General features: G+C 72.2%; 18 protein-coding genes. 17 read left to right on the forward strand and 1 reads right to left on the reverse strand.

Going from position 1 to position 14,416, the window contains the following annotated elements; genetic code table 11:
* Positions 1–19: 19 nt before the first annotated feature.
* The 6 genes from hisH to ACFVQ0_RS22120 all read left to right on the forward strand — a co-directional run bounded on the left by hisH (position 20) and on the right by ACFVQ0_RS22120 (position 4,553).
* Positions 20–661: an imidazole glycerol phosphate synthase subunit HisH gene (hisH, locus tag ACFVQ0_RS22095; protein ID WP_390090765.1), complete on the forward strand. Its 642-nt coding sequence runs from the start codon at positions 20–22 to the stop codon at positions 659–661.
* Positions 661–1,386 carry a bifunctional 1-(5-phosphoribosyl)-5-((5-phosphoribosylamino)methylideneamino)imidazole-4-carboxamide isomerase/phosphoribosylanthranilate isomerase PriA gene (priA, locus tag ACFVQ0_RS22100; RefSeq protein WP_123526613.1) on the forward strand — a complete coding sequence of 242 codons (726 nt, stop codon included), beginning with the start codon at positions 661–663 and terminating at the stop codon, positions 1,384–1,386. Before hisH ends, priA begins: the two co-directional genes overlap by 1 nt.
* A complete protein-coding gene (locus ACFVQ0_RS22105) occupies positions 1,383–1,781 on the forward strand; it encodes a RidA family protein (protein WP_390090460.1) in 399 nt (132 codons plus the stop codon). Before priA ends, ACFVQ0_RS22105 begins: the two co-directional genes overlap by 4 nt.
* Complete coding sequence (hisF, locus tag ACFVQ0_RS22110; protein ID WP_390090462.1) at positions 1,778–2,533, forward strand: imidazole glycerol phosphate synthase subunit HisF; 756 nt, start codon at positions 1,778–1,780, stop codon at positions 2,531–2,533. The genes ACFVQ0_RS22105 and hisF overlap by 4 nt, the downstream gene beginning before the upstream one ends.
* 154 nt (positions 2,534–2,687) lie before the next feature.
* Positions 2,688–3,275 carry an ArsR/SmtB family transcription factor gene (locus ACFVQ0_RS22115; protein WP_390090464.1) on the forward strand — a complete coding sequence of 196 codons (588 nt, stop codon included), beginning with the start codon at positions 2,688–2,690 and terminating at the stop codon, positions 3,273–3,275.
* Positions 3,276–3,302: 27 nt separating this feature from the next.
* Positions 3,303–4,553, forward strand: a complete 1,251-nt coding sequence (locus ACFVQ0_RS22120) for an MFS transporter (RefSeq protein ID WP_390090466.1) — start codon at positions 3,303–3,305, stop codon at positions 4,551–4,553.
* Positions 4,554–4,577: 24 nt separating this feature from the next.
* Here the strand turns inward: ACFVQ0_RS22120 and ACFVQ0_RS22125 are convergent, their stop codons facing one another.
* On the reverse strand, positions 4,578–5,210 hold the full coding sequence (locus ACFVQ0_RS22125; protein WP_390090468.1) for a TIGR03085 family metal-binding protein: 633 nt from the start codon (positions 5,208–5,210) through the stop codon (positions 4,578–4,580).
* An 84-nt stretch (positions 5,211–5,294) separates the two neighbouring features.
* Here ACFVQ0_RS22125 and hisI point away from each other — a divergent pair, with 84 nt between their 5' ends.
* The 11 genes from hisI to lgt all read left to right on the forward strand — a co-directional run bounded on the left by hisI (position 5,295) and on the right by lgt (position 14,372).
* On the forward strand, positions 5,295–5,678 hold the full coding sequence (gene hisI / locus ACFVQ0_RS22130; protein WP_390090469.1) for a phosphoribosyl-AMP cyclohydrolase: 384 nt from the start codon (positions 5,295–5,297) through the stop codon (positions 5,676–5,678).
* An 11-nt stretch (positions 5,679–5,689) separates the two neighbouring features.
* On the forward strand, positions 5,690–7,177 hold the full coding sequence (locus tag ACFVQ0_RS22135; RefSeq protein WP_390090471.1) for an anthranilate synthase component I: 1,488 nt from the start codon (positions 5,690–5,692) through the stop codon (positions 7,175–7,177).
* 87 nt (positions 7,178–7,264) lie between these two features.
* A complete protein-coding gene (locus ACFVQ0_RS22140) occupies positions 7,265–7,924 on the forward strand; it encodes a TIGR02234 family membrane protein (protein ID WP_390090473.1) in 660 nt (219 codons plus the stop codon).
* A 137-nt stretch (positions 7,925–8,061) separates the two neighbouring features.
* Entirely contained in the window at positions 8,062–8,310 is a 249-nt protein-coding gene (locus tag ACFVQ0_RS22145) for an HGxxPAAW family protein (RefSeq protein WP_390090475.1), read from the forward strand.
* A gap of 79 nt (positions 8,311–8,389) precedes the next feature.
* Entirely contained in the window at positions 8,390–8,962 is a 573-nt protein-coding gene (locus ACFVQ0_RS22150; protein ID WP_390090477.1) for a DUF2752 domain-containing protein, read from the forward strand.
* 139 nt (positions 8,963–9,101) lie between these two features.
* The gene (gene trpC / locus ACFVQ0_RS22155; RefSeq protein ID WP_311306239.1) at positions 9,102–9,911 is read left to right on the forward strand and encodes an indole-3-glycerol phosphate synthase TrpC; all 810 of its coding nucleotides are present in this window, start codon (positions 9,102–9,104) and stop codon (positions 9,909–9,911) included.
* 8 nt (positions 9,912–9,919) lie between these two features.
* Positions 9,920–10,135, forward strand: coding sequence for a tryptophan biosynthesis modulator TrpM (trpM, locus tag ACFVQ0_RS22160; RefSeq protein ID WP_390090479.1), 216 nt, complete (start codon positions 9,920–9,922; stop codon positions 10,133–10,135).
* 147 nt (positions 10,136–10,282) lie between these two features.
* Positions 10,283–11,569, forward strand: a complete 1,287-nt coding sequence (trpB, locus tag ACFVQ0_RS22165; RefSeq protein ID WP_390090481.1) for a tryptophan synthase subunit beta — start codon at positions 10,283–10,285, stop codon at positions 11,567–11,569.
* Positions 11,566–12,378, forward strand: coding sequence for a tryptophan synthase subunit alpha (gene trpA, locus ACFVQ0_RS22170; protein WP_390090483.1), 813 nt, complete (start codon positions 11,566–11,568; stop codon positions 12,376–12,378). The genes trpB and trpA overlap by 4 nt, the downstream gene beginning before the upstream one ends.
* Before the next feature lie 75 nt (positions 12,379–12,453).
* Positions 12,454–13,281, forward strand: a complete 828-nt coding sequence (locus ACFVQ0_RS22175; RefSeq protein ID WP_390090485.1) for a thioredoxin domain-containing protein — start codon at positions 12,454–12,456, stop codon at positions 13,279–13,281.
* A gap of 98 nt (positions 13,282–13,379) precedes the next feature.
* Complete coding sequence (gene lgt, locus ACFVQ0_RS22180) at positions 13,380–14,372, forward strand: prolipoprotein diacylglyceryl transferase (RefSeq protein WP_390090487.1); 993 nt, start codon at positions 13,380–13,382, stop codon at positions 14,370–14,372.
* Positions 14,373–14,416 lie beyond the last annotated feature (44 nt).

The following is a 14,416-nucleotide window of genomic DNA, read 5'->3' on the forward strand; positions in this document are numbered from 1 at the left end:
CGTGGACAGCGAGAAGAAGGTGCACAGCAAGAAGAAGGTCGTCGTCTTCGACTACGGCTTCGGCAACATCCGCTCCGCGGAGCGCGCCCTCGCCCGGGTCGGCGCGGAGGTCGAGATCACCCGCGACTTCGACACGGCGATGAACGCCGACGGGCTGCTGGTGCCCGGCGTCGGCGCGTTCTCCGCCTGCATGGAGGGGCTGAAGAAGGCCCGCGGCGAATGGATCATCGGCCGCAGGCTGGCCGGCGGGCGCCCCGTCATGGGCATCTGCGTCGGCATGCAGATCCTCTTCGAGCGCGGCATCGAGCACGGCGTGGAGACCGAGGGGCTCGACGAGTGGCCGGGCACCGTGGGCCCGCTCAAGGCCGACGTCGTCCCGCACATGGGCTGGAACACCGTCGAGTCCCCGGCGGACTCCCGGCTGTTCGCCGGACTCGACCCCGAGGCCCGGTACTACTTCGTGCACTCGTACGCCGCGCACGACTGGTCCCTCGAAGTCACCAACGCCAACATCCGTGCCCCCAGGGTCACCTGGGCCACGCACGGCGAACGGTTCGTGGCGGCCGTGGAGAACGGCGCGCTGTGGGCCACCCAGTTCCACCCCGAGAAGTCCGGCGACGCCGGCGCCCAGCTGCTGACCAACTGGATCGAGACGCTGTAATGCCGAAGCTTGAACTGCTCCCCGCCGTAGACGTACGCGACGGCCAGGCGGTCCGCCTGGTGCACGGCGAGTCCGGCTCGGAGACCTCGTACGGCTCCCCGCTGGAGGCCGCCCTCGCCTGGCAGCGCTCCGGCGCCGAGTGGCTGCACCTCGTCGACCTGGACGCCGCCTTCGGCACCGGCGACAACCGCGCCCTCATCGCGGAGGTGGCCGGTGCCATGGACATCAAGGTCGAGCTGTCCGGCGGCATCCGCGACGACGCCACGCTCGCCGCCGCCCTCGCCACCGGCTGCCGCCGCGTCAACCTCGGCACCGCCGCCCTGGAGACCCCGGAATGGGTCGCCAAGGTCATCGCGGAGCACGGCGACAAGATCGCGGTCGGCCTCGACGTACGCGGCACCACGCTGCGCGGCCGGGGCTGGACCCGCGACGGCGGCGACCTCTACGAGACCCTCGCCCGCCTCGACGCCGAGGGCTGCGCCCGCTACGTCGTCACCGACATCGCCAAGGACGGCACGCTTCAGGGCCCCAACCTGGGCCTGCTGAGGGACGTCTGCGCCGCCACGGACCGCCCCGTCGTCGCCTCGGGCGGAGTCTCCTCCCTGGACGACCTGCGCGCGATCTCCCTGCTCGTCCCCGAGGGCGTCGAGGGCGCGATCGTCGGCAAGGCGCTCTACGCGGAGGCGTTCACGCTGGAAGAGGCCCTGAAGGCGGTCGCCGCATGACCGACTCCGTCAAGCGCGTCTCCTCCGGCGGCCCCTGGGAGGAGAAGATCGGCTACTCCCGCGCCGTCGAGCTGTCCAACGGACTGGTCCTGGTGTCCGGGTGCACCTCCGTGGTCGGCGGCCAGATCTCCGCCGGCGGCCCCTACGAGCAGGCCGTCACCTCCTTCGGGGTCGCCTTCGAGGCGCTGAAGGAACTGGGGCTCGGCCGCGAGGACGTCGTCCGTACCCGGATGTACCTCACCCACGCCCGGGACGTGGAGGAGATCGGCCGTGCGCACAAGGAGCTGTTCGACGACGTGCGGCCCGCCGCCTCCATGATCATCGTGTCCGGCTTCATCGACCCCAGCCTGGTCGTCGAGGTCGAGGTCGAGGCCTACCGGGCAGGTGCGCGATGACGCTCGCCGTACGTGTCATCCCCTGCCTCGACGTGGACAAGGGCCGCGTCGTCAAGGGCGTCAACTTCCAGAACCTGCGCGACGCCGGTGACCCCGTGGAGATGGCCAAGCTGTACGACGCCGAGGGCGCCGACGAGCTGACCTTCCTCGACATCACCGCCTCCAGCGGCGACCGCGAGACGACCTACGACGTGGTGCGCCGCACCGCAGAGCAGGTGTTCATCCCGCTCACCGTCGGCGGCGGCGTCCGCACCACCGATGACGTGGACAAGCTGCTGCGGGCCGGCGCGGACAAGGTCGGCGTCAACACCGCGGCCATCGCCCGTCCCGAGCTGATCCGGGAGATCGCGGAGCGGTTCGGCCGGCAGGTCCTGGTGCTCTCCGTGGACGCCCGGCGCACCCCCGCGGGCACCTTCGAGGTCACCACGCACGGCGGCCGCAAGGGCACCGGCATCGACGCCGTCGAATGGGCGCACCGGGCCGCCGAGCTCGGCGCGGGCGAGATCCTGCTCAACTCGATGGACGCCGACGGCACCAAGGACGGCTACGACACCGAGATGATCGCGGCCGTACGCGAGCACGTGAGCGTCCCAGTCATCGCCTCCGGCGGCGCGGGCCGCCTCGCGGACTTCGCACCGGCCGTCGGCGCGGGAGCCGACGCCGTCCTCGCCGCGTCCGTCTTCCACTTCGGTGACCTGCGGATCTCCGAGGTCAAGGGCGCCCTCAGGGAGGCCGGCCACCCGGTCCGCTGAACCCCCTTCCAGATGACGCCACCTGCCGTGAAGGCCGGTGGCGTTTTCATGTCCGCCGCCGTGACGAACCTGCTGTCGTGACGGGTCCAGGTTCCGCAACATTTATTGCGCAACAGATATTGCGCAAGTTTTCTTTCCTATCTACCGTGGGGGCATGGCAAGCAACGAATCACGCAGGATCTCCGATCTCGGGACCCTCAAGGCGTTCGGGCACCCGCTGCGGATGAAGCTCTACCGGGCGCTCTACATCGCCCGGCAGGCCACCGCCTCCCAGCTCGCGGAGCAGGTCGACGAACAGGTCTCACTCGTCAGCTACCACCTGCGCAAGCTCGCCGACCACGGCCTGATCGAAGCGGCCGAGGGGCCGGGCAGGGACGGCCGCGAGCGCTGGTGGCAGCCCGCCTCGAAGGGGCTGAGCTTCCACGACGAGGACTTCAGCGACGCCCCCGAGAAGGTCGCCACCCGCGCCGCCGTCGGCCGGCTCTCGTTCGACCAGCACATCGAGATGTACCGCCGCTTCCTCGACGCGTACCGGAGCTGGACGCCCCCGTGGCGCAAAAGCTCCTTCGCCTCCGAGTACCTGGCCCGGCTGAACCCCGAGGAGCTCGCCTCGCTCGAACGGGAGCTGCACGAGGTCATCAACCGGTACGAGGAACAGGGCAGGGTCCGCGAGGAGGCGGGCGACACGGAAGGTCGCGAGAACGTCGCGATGCACCTGTACGGATTCCCGTTCCGGACCTGACCCGGCCACCCGAGAGGACACGCCCCCGTGACCGCCACGCTCACGCCCCCAGAGGCTCCGGAACGCCCCGCCCACCGAGACGGCAACGTGCTGCGCTGGCTCGGCGCCTACACCGCGTCCACGATCGGCGACAACGTCTACTACATGGCCCTCGCCTGGGCCGCCGCCCGCACCGGCACCGCCTCCGAGACCGGTCTCGTGCTGGCCGTCGGCTCCATACCCAGGGCCCTGCTGCTGCTCGGCGGGGGAGTGCTCGCGGACCGGTTCGGGCCGCGCCGCGTCGTCGTCGTGAGCGACACCGCCCGCTGCCTCGTCATCCTCGGGCTGGCCGGGGCGCTGCTCCTCACCTCGCCCACGGTGTGGATGCTGATCGCCGTAGCCCTGGTCTTCGGCGCGGCCGACGCCCTGTTCCTGCCCGCCGTCGGGGCCCTGCCGCCGAGGATCACCGCCGCCGGACAGCTCGCCCGGGTCCAGGGGATGCGCGGCCTCGCCACCCGGACCGCGACCGTGCTGGGCGCCCCGCTCGGCGGTGTCGCCGTCGCCCTGGGCGGCCCGGTCCTCGCCTTCGCGGTGGCCGGTGCGCTCTTCGCCGTCTCGCTGCCGCTGCTGCTCGCCGTCCGGATGCGCCCGCTGCCGGTGGCGGACGCGGCCGAACCCGTACCCGCCGGCACCGCATGGCGCGAACTCGTCGACGGGGTGCGCCACATCCGCCGTCACCCGCTGCTCGGCCCGTTGATGCTCGTCGTCGCCCTCAGCGAACTGGGCTTCGTGGGACCGCTCAACCTCGGCCTGATCCTGCTCAGCGAGGAGCGTGGCTGGGGGGCCTCCGGAATGGGCTGGGTCATCGCCGCGTTCGGCATCGGCGCGGGCGCGTCCGCCCTGCTGCTGGCCGTGCGCGGCCGGGTCCCCAGGGCGGGGCTCACCATGTGCCTCACCGTACTGACCGGCGCGGTCGCCATCGCCGCCCTTGCCTACTCGCCCTCCGTACCGCTCGCGGCCGGTGTCGCGGCGATCGTCGGGCTCTTCGCCGGACTCGGCGGCGCCCTGTGCGGAGCCCTCGTCCAGACCGCCGCCGACCCGGCCTACCTGGGCCGGGTCACCTCGGTCTCGACGCTCTTCACTCACGCGCTCGCGCCGCTCAGCTACCCGGTCACCGGCGCGGCCGTCGCCCTCTGGGGCACCGGCCCGGTCTTCGTCGCCAGCGCCGCGCTGTGCGCGGCGGGGGCGGTGACCGGACTGGCCCTCGCCCCGCTGCGCCGCGCGGAACTCCCGCGCTGACCGTCGCGCTACAGCACCACAGCGCTACATCCCGAGCTTGGCGGTCGTCACCCGGGAGATCGCGTCCTGGTCGCCCTCCAGCTCCACCCGCGCCGCGTCCTGCCGCCCGAACGCGAACAGCAGCAGCTCGCCCGGCTCACCGGTCACCGTCACCACCGGGGTGCCCTTGTGCGCGACGGCGGTCTGACCGTTGAGGCGGCGCAGCACTAGGCCCACCGGTGCCTTGCGCCCCAGCATCCGCGCCGCCTTCTCGGTGCGCGACCACAGGACGTCGGCGAAGACCGGGTCCAGCTCACGCGCCGTCCAGTCGGGCTGGGCCCGGCGCACGTCCTCCGTATGGACGTAGAACTCCACGGTGTTGGCGGCCTCGTCCACCTGCTTCACGCCGAACGGGGACATCCGGGGCGGCCCCGTACGGATGAGCTGGATCAGCTCCTCGTACGGCTTTGAGGTGAACTCGTCCCTGATCCGCTCGCTGCGGCTCTTCAAGGGGCCGATCACCAGCCCGGCCGCCGCGTCGGGCCTGCGCTCCCGCACCACCACATGGGCCGCCAGATCCCGGGCCGTCCAGCCGTGGCAGAGGGTCGGGGCCTCCGGGCCCGCCCCCTCCAACAGGTCGGCAAGCAGAAGTCGTTCGCGCTTCGCATGGGTCGACATGTCCGCCAGCGTACGACCGGTGTCCAGCGTCCGCCCAGTGGACGCACGCCCGGACGGCCCTCCTGACCACGGCACAATGGGGACATGACCAGCTCGCCCACGCCCGGCACCCCACCGCCCGCCAGCGGCCTCGACCCCGCCGTCGCCGCCCGACTCAAGCGCGGCGCCGACGGACTCGTCCCGGCCATCGCCCAGCAGTACGACACCGGCGAGGTGCTGATGCTCGGCTGGATGGACGACGAGGCACTGCACCGCACCCTGACCACCGGCCGCTGCACCTACTGGTCGCGCAGCCGCCAGGAGTACTGGGTCAAGGGCGACACCTCGGGCCACATCCAGCAGGTCAAGTCCGTCGCGCTGGACTGCGACGCCGACACCGTCCTCGTCCGGGTCGACCAGACGGGTGCCGCCTGCCACACCGGCGACCGCACCTGTTTCGACGCCGACGTCCTCCCGCTCGGACAGTAGGGTCAGCCGCCATGGACTTCGACACCTTCCGGAAGCTGGCCATCGACCGGCGCGTCATCCCCGTCACCCGCCGGCTCCTCGCGGACGGTGACACGCCGGTCGGCCTCTACCGCAAGCTCGCGGGCGAGCGCACCGGCACCTTCCTGCTGGAATCCGCGGAGAACGGCCGCACCTGGTCGCGCTACTCCTTCATCGGGGTACGCAGTGCCGCCACGCTCACCGCCCGCGACGGCCGGGCCCACTGGCTGGGCACCCCGCCGGTCGGCGTCCCGGTCGACGGCGACCCGCTCCAGGCCCTGCGCGCCACCATCGAGGCCCTGCACACCCCGCACGAGCAGGAGTCCGGACTGCCGCCCTTCACCGGCGGCATGGTCGGCTACCTCGGCTACGACATCGTGCGCCGCCTGGAGAAGATCGGCGAGAGCGGGGGCGACGACCTCAAGCTCCCCGAGCTGACCATGCTGCTCACCTCCGACCTCGCCGTCCTCGACCACTGGGACGGCAGCGTCCTGCTGATCGCCAACGCGATCAACCACAACGACCTGGCCACCGGCGTCGACGAGGCCTACACCGACGCGGTGGACCGGCTCGACGCCATGGAGCGGGACCTGCGCCGCCCCGTCGAGAACGCCCCCGCCGCCCTGCCGGCCTCCGAGCTCCCGCCGTACACCGCGCTGTGGGGCGGCAAGGCCTACCAGGACGCCGTCGAGGACGTGAAGGAGCGGATCAGGGCCGGCGAGGCCTTCCAGGTCGTCCCCTCCCAGCGCTTCGAGACGCCGTGCACGGCAAGCGCGTTGGACGTCTACCGGGTGCTGCGCGCCACCAACCCCTCGCCGTACATGTACCTCTTCCGGTTCGACGGCTTCGACGTCGCGGGCTCCAGCCCCGAGGCGCTCGTCAAGGTCGAGGACGGCCGCGCGATGGTCCACCCGATCGCCGGGACCCGGCACCGGGGCGCCACCCCGCAGGAGGACCAGGCCCTCGCGGAGGAGCTGCTGGCCGACCCGAAGGAGCGCGCCGAGCACCTGATGCTCGTCGACCTCGGCCGCAACGACCTGGGACGGGTCTGCGAGCCCGGCAGCGTCGAGGTCGTCGACTTCATGTCGGTCGAGCGGTACTCGCACGTCATGCACATCGTCTCCACCGTCACCGGCCGCGTCGCCGAGGGCCACACCGCCTTCGACGTCCTCACCTCCTGCTTCCCCGCGGGCACCCTCTCCGGAGCCCCGAAACCGCGCGCCATGCAGATCATCGAGGAGCTCGAACCCACCCGCAGAGGGCTGTACGGCGGCTGCGTCGGCTACCTCGACTTCGCCGGTGACTCCGACACGGCCATCGCCATCCGCACCGCCCTGCTGCGCGACGGAACGGCGTACGTCCAGGCCGGCGCGGGCGTCGTCGCGGACTCCGACCCGGTCGCGGAGGACACCGAGTGCCGCAACAAGGCCGCGGCGGTGCTGCGCGCCGTCCACACCGCCAACCGCCTCGGCGGCGCGTGAGGGCCTGACACCGCACCCGGGGGCCCGCGCGGGCGGGCTCCATCTCACACCCCCCGTGTGCCCGTAACTCCGGGGCGGTAGGGGATAGTGGGGTACGTGAGCGCTGTCCCCGTACCCCAGCCCCGTGCCGAAGCCGCCTCCGCGCCCAACAGCGCGGGCAGCCGCCGAAGCCTGGCCGCCGGCCTGCTCCTCGGGGCAGCCGGCGCCACCGTCGTCCTCCTCGCGTCCGGGCAGACCTGGGCCAGGGGCCGGGCCTCGGTCGGCGGCGGCGCCCTGCCGCTGAGCGCCGACGGACAGGACGTCACCGGTGTCCCGGCCGCCCTCGCCATCGTCGGCCTGGCCGCCCTCGTCGCCGTCTTCGCCGTCCGCAGCGGCGGCCGGCTCCTCGTCGCGGGACTGCTCGCCCTCAGCGGACTCGGCGCCGCCCTGAGCGCCTTCCTCGGCGCCTCCGACAGCTCCGCGCTCGACGAACGGGCCGCGCGGAGCACCGGCGACAGCGCCGCCACCATCGGCGCCCTCAGCCACACCGCCTGGCCCTATGTGACCTCGGCCGGCGGGCTGCTGATCCTGCTCGCCGGGCTGCTCGCCCTGCGGTACGGCAGGCGCTGGCCCACCATGTCCGGGCGGTACGAGCGCGACGGCACCCCGCGCCCCCGCAAGGCCCCCCGCAAGACGATGGATCCCGACCGGCCCGAGGACCTGTGGAAGGCCCTGGACCGGGGCGAGGACCCGACGCGCGAGGCATGACCCCCCAGCAAACGTCCGGTCCGCGCGTACGGGACAATGGGCCGAGCTCACAGCACAGCGGCACCCACAGCGGCACCGGCACTGCGCACAGCGACACCGAGCGATACCAACAGCGCAACACCAACGAGGAGCAACTCATGGCGGGCAGCAGCCACGGACACACCCCGGCCGCCTGGACCGGTGTCATCATCTCGTTCATCGGCTTCTGCATCGCAGGCGTCTTCATGGTCGCGGCCAACCCGCTCGGCTTCTGGGCCGGTATCGCCGTCACCGTCGTCGGCGGAATCGTCGGGCTCGCGATGAAGGCCGCCGGTCTCGGCATGCCGAAGGAGTCGGCGGAGCTGGCCCAGGCCAGGGCCCGCGCCGGGCAGGCGCAGACCTCCTGACCCCTCCGCGGGACGTACGCACGTGAGGCGCAGCCCGGATCGGGCTGCGCCTTTCCGCGTCAGCGGGGACAATCACCGGGTGGACGCTTCGCCCTCTCCAGCCGCCCCGCGGACGCCGGGCCACCGCCCCGCGCCCGGCGCCTCCGCGGCCCCCGGCCCTCTGCCCGCGCCGGACGGCCCCCAGCCGCCCCCCGGCCCGCCCGCGGGGCAGCCGGGACCGTTCCCACCGGTCTTCCGGCCGGCGCCCGTCCCCGCCTCACGGCTGCGGCGGATCGCCGCCCCGGCCGGTGCCATGGCGGGCGTCCTCGGGGCCTTCGTCCTCGTCGGCTCCGTCGACCCCAACGAACCGGGCCACTACCCGGTCTGCCCGCTGCTCCGCCTCACCGGCATCTACTGCCCCGGCTGCGGCGGGCTGCGCAGCGCCTACGCGGTCGCCCACGGCGACCTCGGGACGGCGTTCGGCTCCAACGCCCCCGCTGTCATCGGCTACGGGATCTTCGCCGTGGTCTGGGTCCTCTGGATGGTCCGCGCGGCCACCGGGAAGCCCGCGCGGTTCGCGCCGCGGCCCGTCCACTGGTGGGCGGTCGGAGCCGTCCTGCTGATCTTCACCGTTGTTCGGAATCTCCCGTTCGGATCGGCGCTGGCGCCGTGAATACCCCGGCAGCGGGCCGTGCGAATGCCCAGGTAGTGGGACATTCATCGGCCGGATGCGGGCCCACCGGCCTCCTGCGGATACCATCGGCATGGCTGATCCTGTTCTCTTGTCACCGTCCCGGAAGGGGGCCGATCGCGTGAGTGTGCTCGACGAGATCATCGACGGCGTACGCGCCGACCTCGCGGAGCGGCAGGCGCGCGTCAGCCTCGACGAGCTGAAGGAGCGCGCGGCGCGCGCTCCCCAGGCGAAGGACGGAGTCGCCGCCCTGCGCGGCGAGGGCGTGACCGTCATCTGCGAGGTAAAGCGCTCCAGCCCCTCCAAGGGGGCCCTTGCCGCCATCGCCGACCCGGCCGCACTGGCCGCGGACTACGAGGCGGGTGGCGCCTCCGTCATCTCGGTCCTCACCGAGGAGCGCCGCTTCGGCGGTTCGCTCGCCGACCTGGAGGCCGTCCGCGCCAAGGTCGACATCCCGGTCCTGCGCAAGGACTTCATCGTCACCTCCTACCAGCTCTGGGAGGCGCGGGCGTACGGTGCCGACCTCGCCCTGCTGATCGTCGCCGCCCTCGACCAGGAGGCGCTGGTCTCCCTGATCGAGCGCGCCGAGTCCATCGGCCTGACGCCGCTGGTCGAGGTGCACGACGAGGAGGAGGCGGAGCGTGCGGTCGACGCCGGCGCACGGATCATCGGCGTCAACGCGCGCAACCTGAAGGACCTCAAGGTCGACCGCTCCACCTTCGAGCGGGTCGCCCCGGAGATCCCCGACCGCATCGTCAAGGTCGCGGAGTCCGGTGTCCGGGGCCCGCACGACCTCATCGCCTACGCCAACGCCGGCGCGGACGCCGTACTGGTCGGCGAGTCCCTGGTCACCGGCCGCGACCCGCGGGTCGCCGTCGCCGACCTGGTCGCCGCCGGCGCCCACCCGGCACTCCGGCACGGACGGGGCTGACCTCACCCGTGTCCACCGACCGTTCCGCGCCCCGTGTCCGGCCGGGCCTGCGCCCCGCCGGGGCCACCGGCCGGGACCCGCACGCGCCGCTGGCGCGCGGCTGCCGCCCCCGCGGCTGCCGCGCCCCCGCGCGCCGCGTGCACGGCCGGCGGGTGCGGTACGTGATCGGTGACGAACCCGGCCAGGTCAACGGCATGCGATGGCGCACGGGGTCCGCGCAGTAGAGCGAACCCCGGCCGTCGCACCCACCGCCCTCCGGCGGTACCGCACGACCCGCACCGCCCGGCCCCCGGCCGAGGCGGCGCCTCGCTCACGGCGCAACACGGTGAATCCACGCATCCACCCCATGCCATGCCGAGGAGTACGTCGAGATGTCGTCCGACTTCTTCATTCCGGACCCGGAGGGTCTGATTCCCAGCGCCGAGGGGTACTTCGGCGCGTACGGCGGAAAGTTCATCCCGGAGGCGCTCGTCGCCGCCGTGGACGAGGTCGCCGTCGAGTACGACAAGGCGAAGGCCGACCCGGCCTTCGCCGCGGAGCTCAACGAGCTCATGGTCAACTACACCGGCCGCCCCAGCGCGCTGACCGAGGTGCCGCGCTTCGCGGAACACGCGGGCGGCGCCCGGATCTTCCTCAAGCGCGAGGACCTCAACCACACCGGCTCGCACAAGATCAACAACGTGCTGGGTCAGGCGCTCCTCACCCGGCGCATGGGCAAGACCCGGGTCATCGCGGAGACCGGGGCCGGCCAGCACGGCGTCGCCACCGCGACCGCCTGCGCGCTGTTCGGCCTCGAATGCACGATCTACATGGGCGAGGTCGACACCGAGCGCCAGGCGCTGAACGTGGCGCGGATGCGGATGCTCGGCGCCGAGGTCATCGCCGTGAAGTCAGGCTCCCGCACCCTCAAGGACGCCATCAACGAGGCGTTCCGCGACTGGGTCGCCAACGTGGACCGCACGCACTACCTCTTCGGTACGGTCGCGGGCCCGCACCCCTTCCCCGCCATGGTCCGCGACTTCCACCGCGTCATCGGCGTCGAGGCCAGGCGGCAGATCCTGGAGCGGACCGGCCGGCTGCCGGACGCCGCGGTCGCCTGCGTCGGCGGCGGCTCCAACGCCATCGGCCTCTTCCACGCCCTCATCCCGGACGCGGATGTCCGCCTCATCGGCTGCGAGCCGGCCGGGCACGGCGTGGAGACGGGCGAGCACGCGGCGACCCTGACCGAGGGCGAGCCCGGCATCCTGCACGGTTCGCGCAGCTACGTCCTCCAGGACGAGGAGGGCCAGATCACCGAGCCGTACTCCATCTCGGCCGGTCTGGACTACCCGGGCATCGGCCCGGAGCACGCCTACCTGAAGGACATCGGCCGGGGCGAGTACCGCGCCGTCACCGACGACGCGGCCATGCAGGCGCTCCGGCTGCTCTCCCGCACCGAGGGGATCATCCCGGCCATCGAGAGCGCGCACGCGCTGGCCGGTGCCCTGGAAGTCGGCAAGGAGCTCGGCAAGGACGGCCTGATCCTGGTCAACCTGTCCGGCCGGGGCGACAAGGACATGGACACGGCGGCCCGGTACTTCGGGCTGTACGAGACCGACGCGACCGTCGAGGCGGACGCGTCCGGCCGCGCCGCCGAGATCGAGGGGGACGCCAAGTGAGCGGCAACATCGAGCTGTTGAACACCACCCTCGCGGCGGCCAGGGCCGAGGACCGGGCGGCGCTGATCGCGTACCTGCCCGCCGGGTTCCCGACCGTCGACGGCGGTATCGCGGCCATCAAGGCGGTGGCCGAAGGCGGCGCCGACGTCATCGAGGTGGGCCTGCCGCACAGCGACCCGGTGCTCGACGGCCCGGTCATCCAGACCGCCGACGACATCGCGCTGCGCGGCGGCGTGAAGATCGCCGACGTGATGCGCACGGTCCGCGAGGCGCACGAGGCCACCGGGATCCCGATCCTGGTCATGACGTACTGGAACCCGATCGACCGGTACGGCGTCGAGCGCTTCACCGCCGAGCTGGCGGAGGCGGGCGGCGCCGGGTGCATCCTGCCCGACCTGCCGGTCCAGGAGTCCGCCCTGTGGCGCGAGCACGCCGAGAAGCACGGTCTCGCGACCGTCTTCGTCGTCGCGCCCAGCAGCAGGGACGAGCGCCTCGCCACCATCACGGCGGCCGGTTCCGGCTTCGTCTACGCCGCTTCGCTGATGGGGGTCACCGGCACCCGCGTCTCGGTCGGCGAACAGGCGGAGGGCCTGGTGCGGCGCACCCGCGCCACCACCTCGATCCCGGTCTGCGTCGGCCTCGGCGTCTCCAACGCGGACCAGGCGGCCGAGGTCGCCGGGTTCGCGGACGGGGTGATCGTCGGTACCGCCTTCGTCAAGTGCATGCTGGACGCGCCCGACGAGGCGGCCGGGCTGGCGGCCGTCCGCTCCCTGGCGGCCGATCTTGCCGAAGGTGTTCGAAAGCGCTGATACCGGGCGTCACCCGAATGGGTGGACCTGGGACCGGGGAGGCACGCGAGTGCCTCCCCGGTTCGTTGCTGCGGTGTGAGCGAGAAGAACCAAGAGGGAAAAAGGGCCGCGCGAGACCGGCTGAACCAACAGCGTGAGCAGCTGAAGGCGCGGGAGCGCCGCCGCCGCACGCTGATCGTCTCGACCGCCGTGGTGGGTGTCCTCGCCCTGGCCGCGGTCGTCGGCGTGATCGCCGCCAACAGCGGCGGAAAGGGCAGCAAGGACAAGGCGTCGGGTCCCGCCGTCGCACCGTCGGGCGCGACCGGCAAGGACAGCCTCGCCATCCAGGTGGGAGCGGACGACGCCCCGTCCACCCTCACGATCTGGGAGGATTTCCGCTGCCCCGTCTGCGCCCAGTTCGAGAACGCGTTCCGGGACACGATCCACCAGCTGGAGCAGAGCAAGCAGCTCAAGGTCGAGTACCACCTCGCCACGCTGATCGACGGCAATCTCGGCGGCAGCGGCTCCCTCAAGGCCGCCAACGCCGCGGCCTGCGCCCAGGACGTGGGCAAGTTCTCCGCGTACCACGACGTCCTGTACCGCAATCAGCCGCAGGAGACCGACGACGCCTTCGGTGACAACAGCAAGCTGATCGACCTGTCCAAGAAGGTCGACGGGCTCGACACGCCCGCCTTCCGCAGCTGTGTCGAGGACGGCACGCACGACAGCTGGGTCCAGAAGTCCGACAAGGCGTTCCGCGACGGAGGCTTCCAGGGCACGCCGACGGCGCTGCTCAACGGCCAGTCGATCTTCCCCAAGAAGGGGAACGAACCGATCACCGTCGCCAACCTGAAGAAGTGGGTCGCGGAGGCCAACAAGGGCAAGGGGAAGGGCACCGCCACCCCCGCCCCGTCGGGGTCCTGAACGGCGGATACCTGGGGAATCGATGACCGGCTCGTTACCCAGAAGTTGTCGGGCGGGTTGCCGTACCTCCCGCCCGGCAAGGTAGCGTCGACCCTGTCATGGACCTTGCCTACATTCCCAGCCCGTCGACCGGCGTGATCGATCTCGGCCCGATCCCGCTCCGCGGCTACGCGTTCTGCATCATCATCGGTGTGTTTGTCGCCGTCTGGCTCGGCAACAAGCGCTGGATCGCCCGGGGGGGCAGAGCCGGCACGGTTGCCGACATCGCCGTCTGGGCGGTGCCCTTCGGCCTGGTCGGCGGGAGGCTCTACCACGTCATCACCGACTACCAGCTGTACTTCAGCGACGGTGAGGACTGGGTCGACGCCTTCAAGATCTGGCAGGGCGGCCTCGGGATCTGGGGCGCTATCGCGCTCGGCGCGGTCGGTGCCTGGATCGGCTGCCGCCGCCGGGGGATCCCGCTGCCGGCCTGGGCCGACGCGCTCGCTCCCGGTATCGCCGTGGCCCAGGCCTGCGGCCGCTGGGGCAACTGGTTCAACCAGGAGCTGTACGGCCGGGAGACCGACGTCCCGTGGGCGCTGAAGATCAGCGAGGGCCCCAACCGGGTGGCGGGCACCTACCACCCGACGTTCCTGTACGAGTCGCTCTGGTGCATCGGGGTGGCCCTCCTGGTCGTCTGGGCGGACCGCCGGTTCAAGCTCGGGCACGGGCGGGCGTTCGCGCTGTACGTCGCGTCCTACTGCGCGGGCCGTGCGTGGATCGAGTACATGCGGGTCGACGAGGCCCACCACATCCTGGGCCTGCGCCTGAACGTGTGGACCGCGCTGATCGTGTTCGTGCTGGCGGTGGTCTACATGGTGATCTCGGCGAAGGTACGGCCGGGCCGCGAGGAGATCGTCGAGCCGGGCGAGCCGGATGCTCCGGAGGCGTCGGACGCGGTTGAGGCCGGCGACGCGAAGTCCGGCGACGCGAAGTCCGCTGACGCGCAGACCGGTGATGTGAAGTCCGAGGACGCGGTGGTCGAGTCCGATGCCTCGGTCGAGCCCGAGGCGTCCAAGACGCAGGACGCGGCGGAGACGGCCAAGGGCTGACGCCGACACAACGACAACGAGGGGCCGCCGGACGATCCGGCGGC

It is taken from the genome of Streptomyces sp. NPDC057900 (genome assembly GCF_042887885.1).
GTDB lineage: Bacteria > Actinomycetota > Actinomycetes > Streptomycetales > Streptomycetaceae > Streptomyces.

Coding starts and splice junctions, on each gene's coding strand:
- priA (WP_123526613.1), top strand. CDS start 661: ATGCCGAAGCTTGAACTGCTCCCCGCCGTAGACGTACGCGACGGCCAG.
- ACFVQ0_RS22105 (WP_390090460.1), top strand. CDS start 1,383: ATGACCGACTCCGTCAAGCGCGTCTCCTCCGGCGGCCCCTGGGAGGAG.
- hisF (WP_390090462.1), top strand. CDS start 1,778: ATGACGCTCGCCGTACGTGTCATCCCCTGCCTCGACGTGGACAAGGGC.
- ACFVQ0_RS22115 (WP_390090464.1), top strand. CDS start 2,688: ATGGCAAGCAACGAATCACGCAGGATCTCCGATCTCGGGACCCTCAAG.
- ACFVQ0_RS22125 (WP_390090468.1), bottom strand. CDS start 5,210: ATGTCGACCCATGCGAAGCGCGAACGACTTCTGCTTGCCGACCTGTTG.
- hisI (WP_390090469.1), top strand. CDS start 5,295: ATGACCAGCTCGCCCACGCCCGGCACCCCACCGCCCGCCAGCGGCCTC.
- ACFVQ0_RS22135 (WP_390090471.1), top strand. CDS start 5,690: ATGGACTTCGACACCTTCCGGAAGCTGGCCATCGACCGGCGCGTCATC.
- ACFVQ0_RS22145 (WP_390090475.1), top strand. CDS start 8,062: ATGGCGGGCAGCAGCCACGGACACACCCCGGCCGCCTGGACCGGTGTC.
- trpB (WP_390090481.1), top strand. CDS start 10,283: ATGTCGTCCGACTTCTTCATTCCGGACCCGGAGGGTCTGATTCCCAGC.
- lgt (WP_390090487.1), top strand. CDS start 13,380: ATGGACCTTGCCTACATTCCCAGCCCGTCGACCGGCGTGATCGATCTC.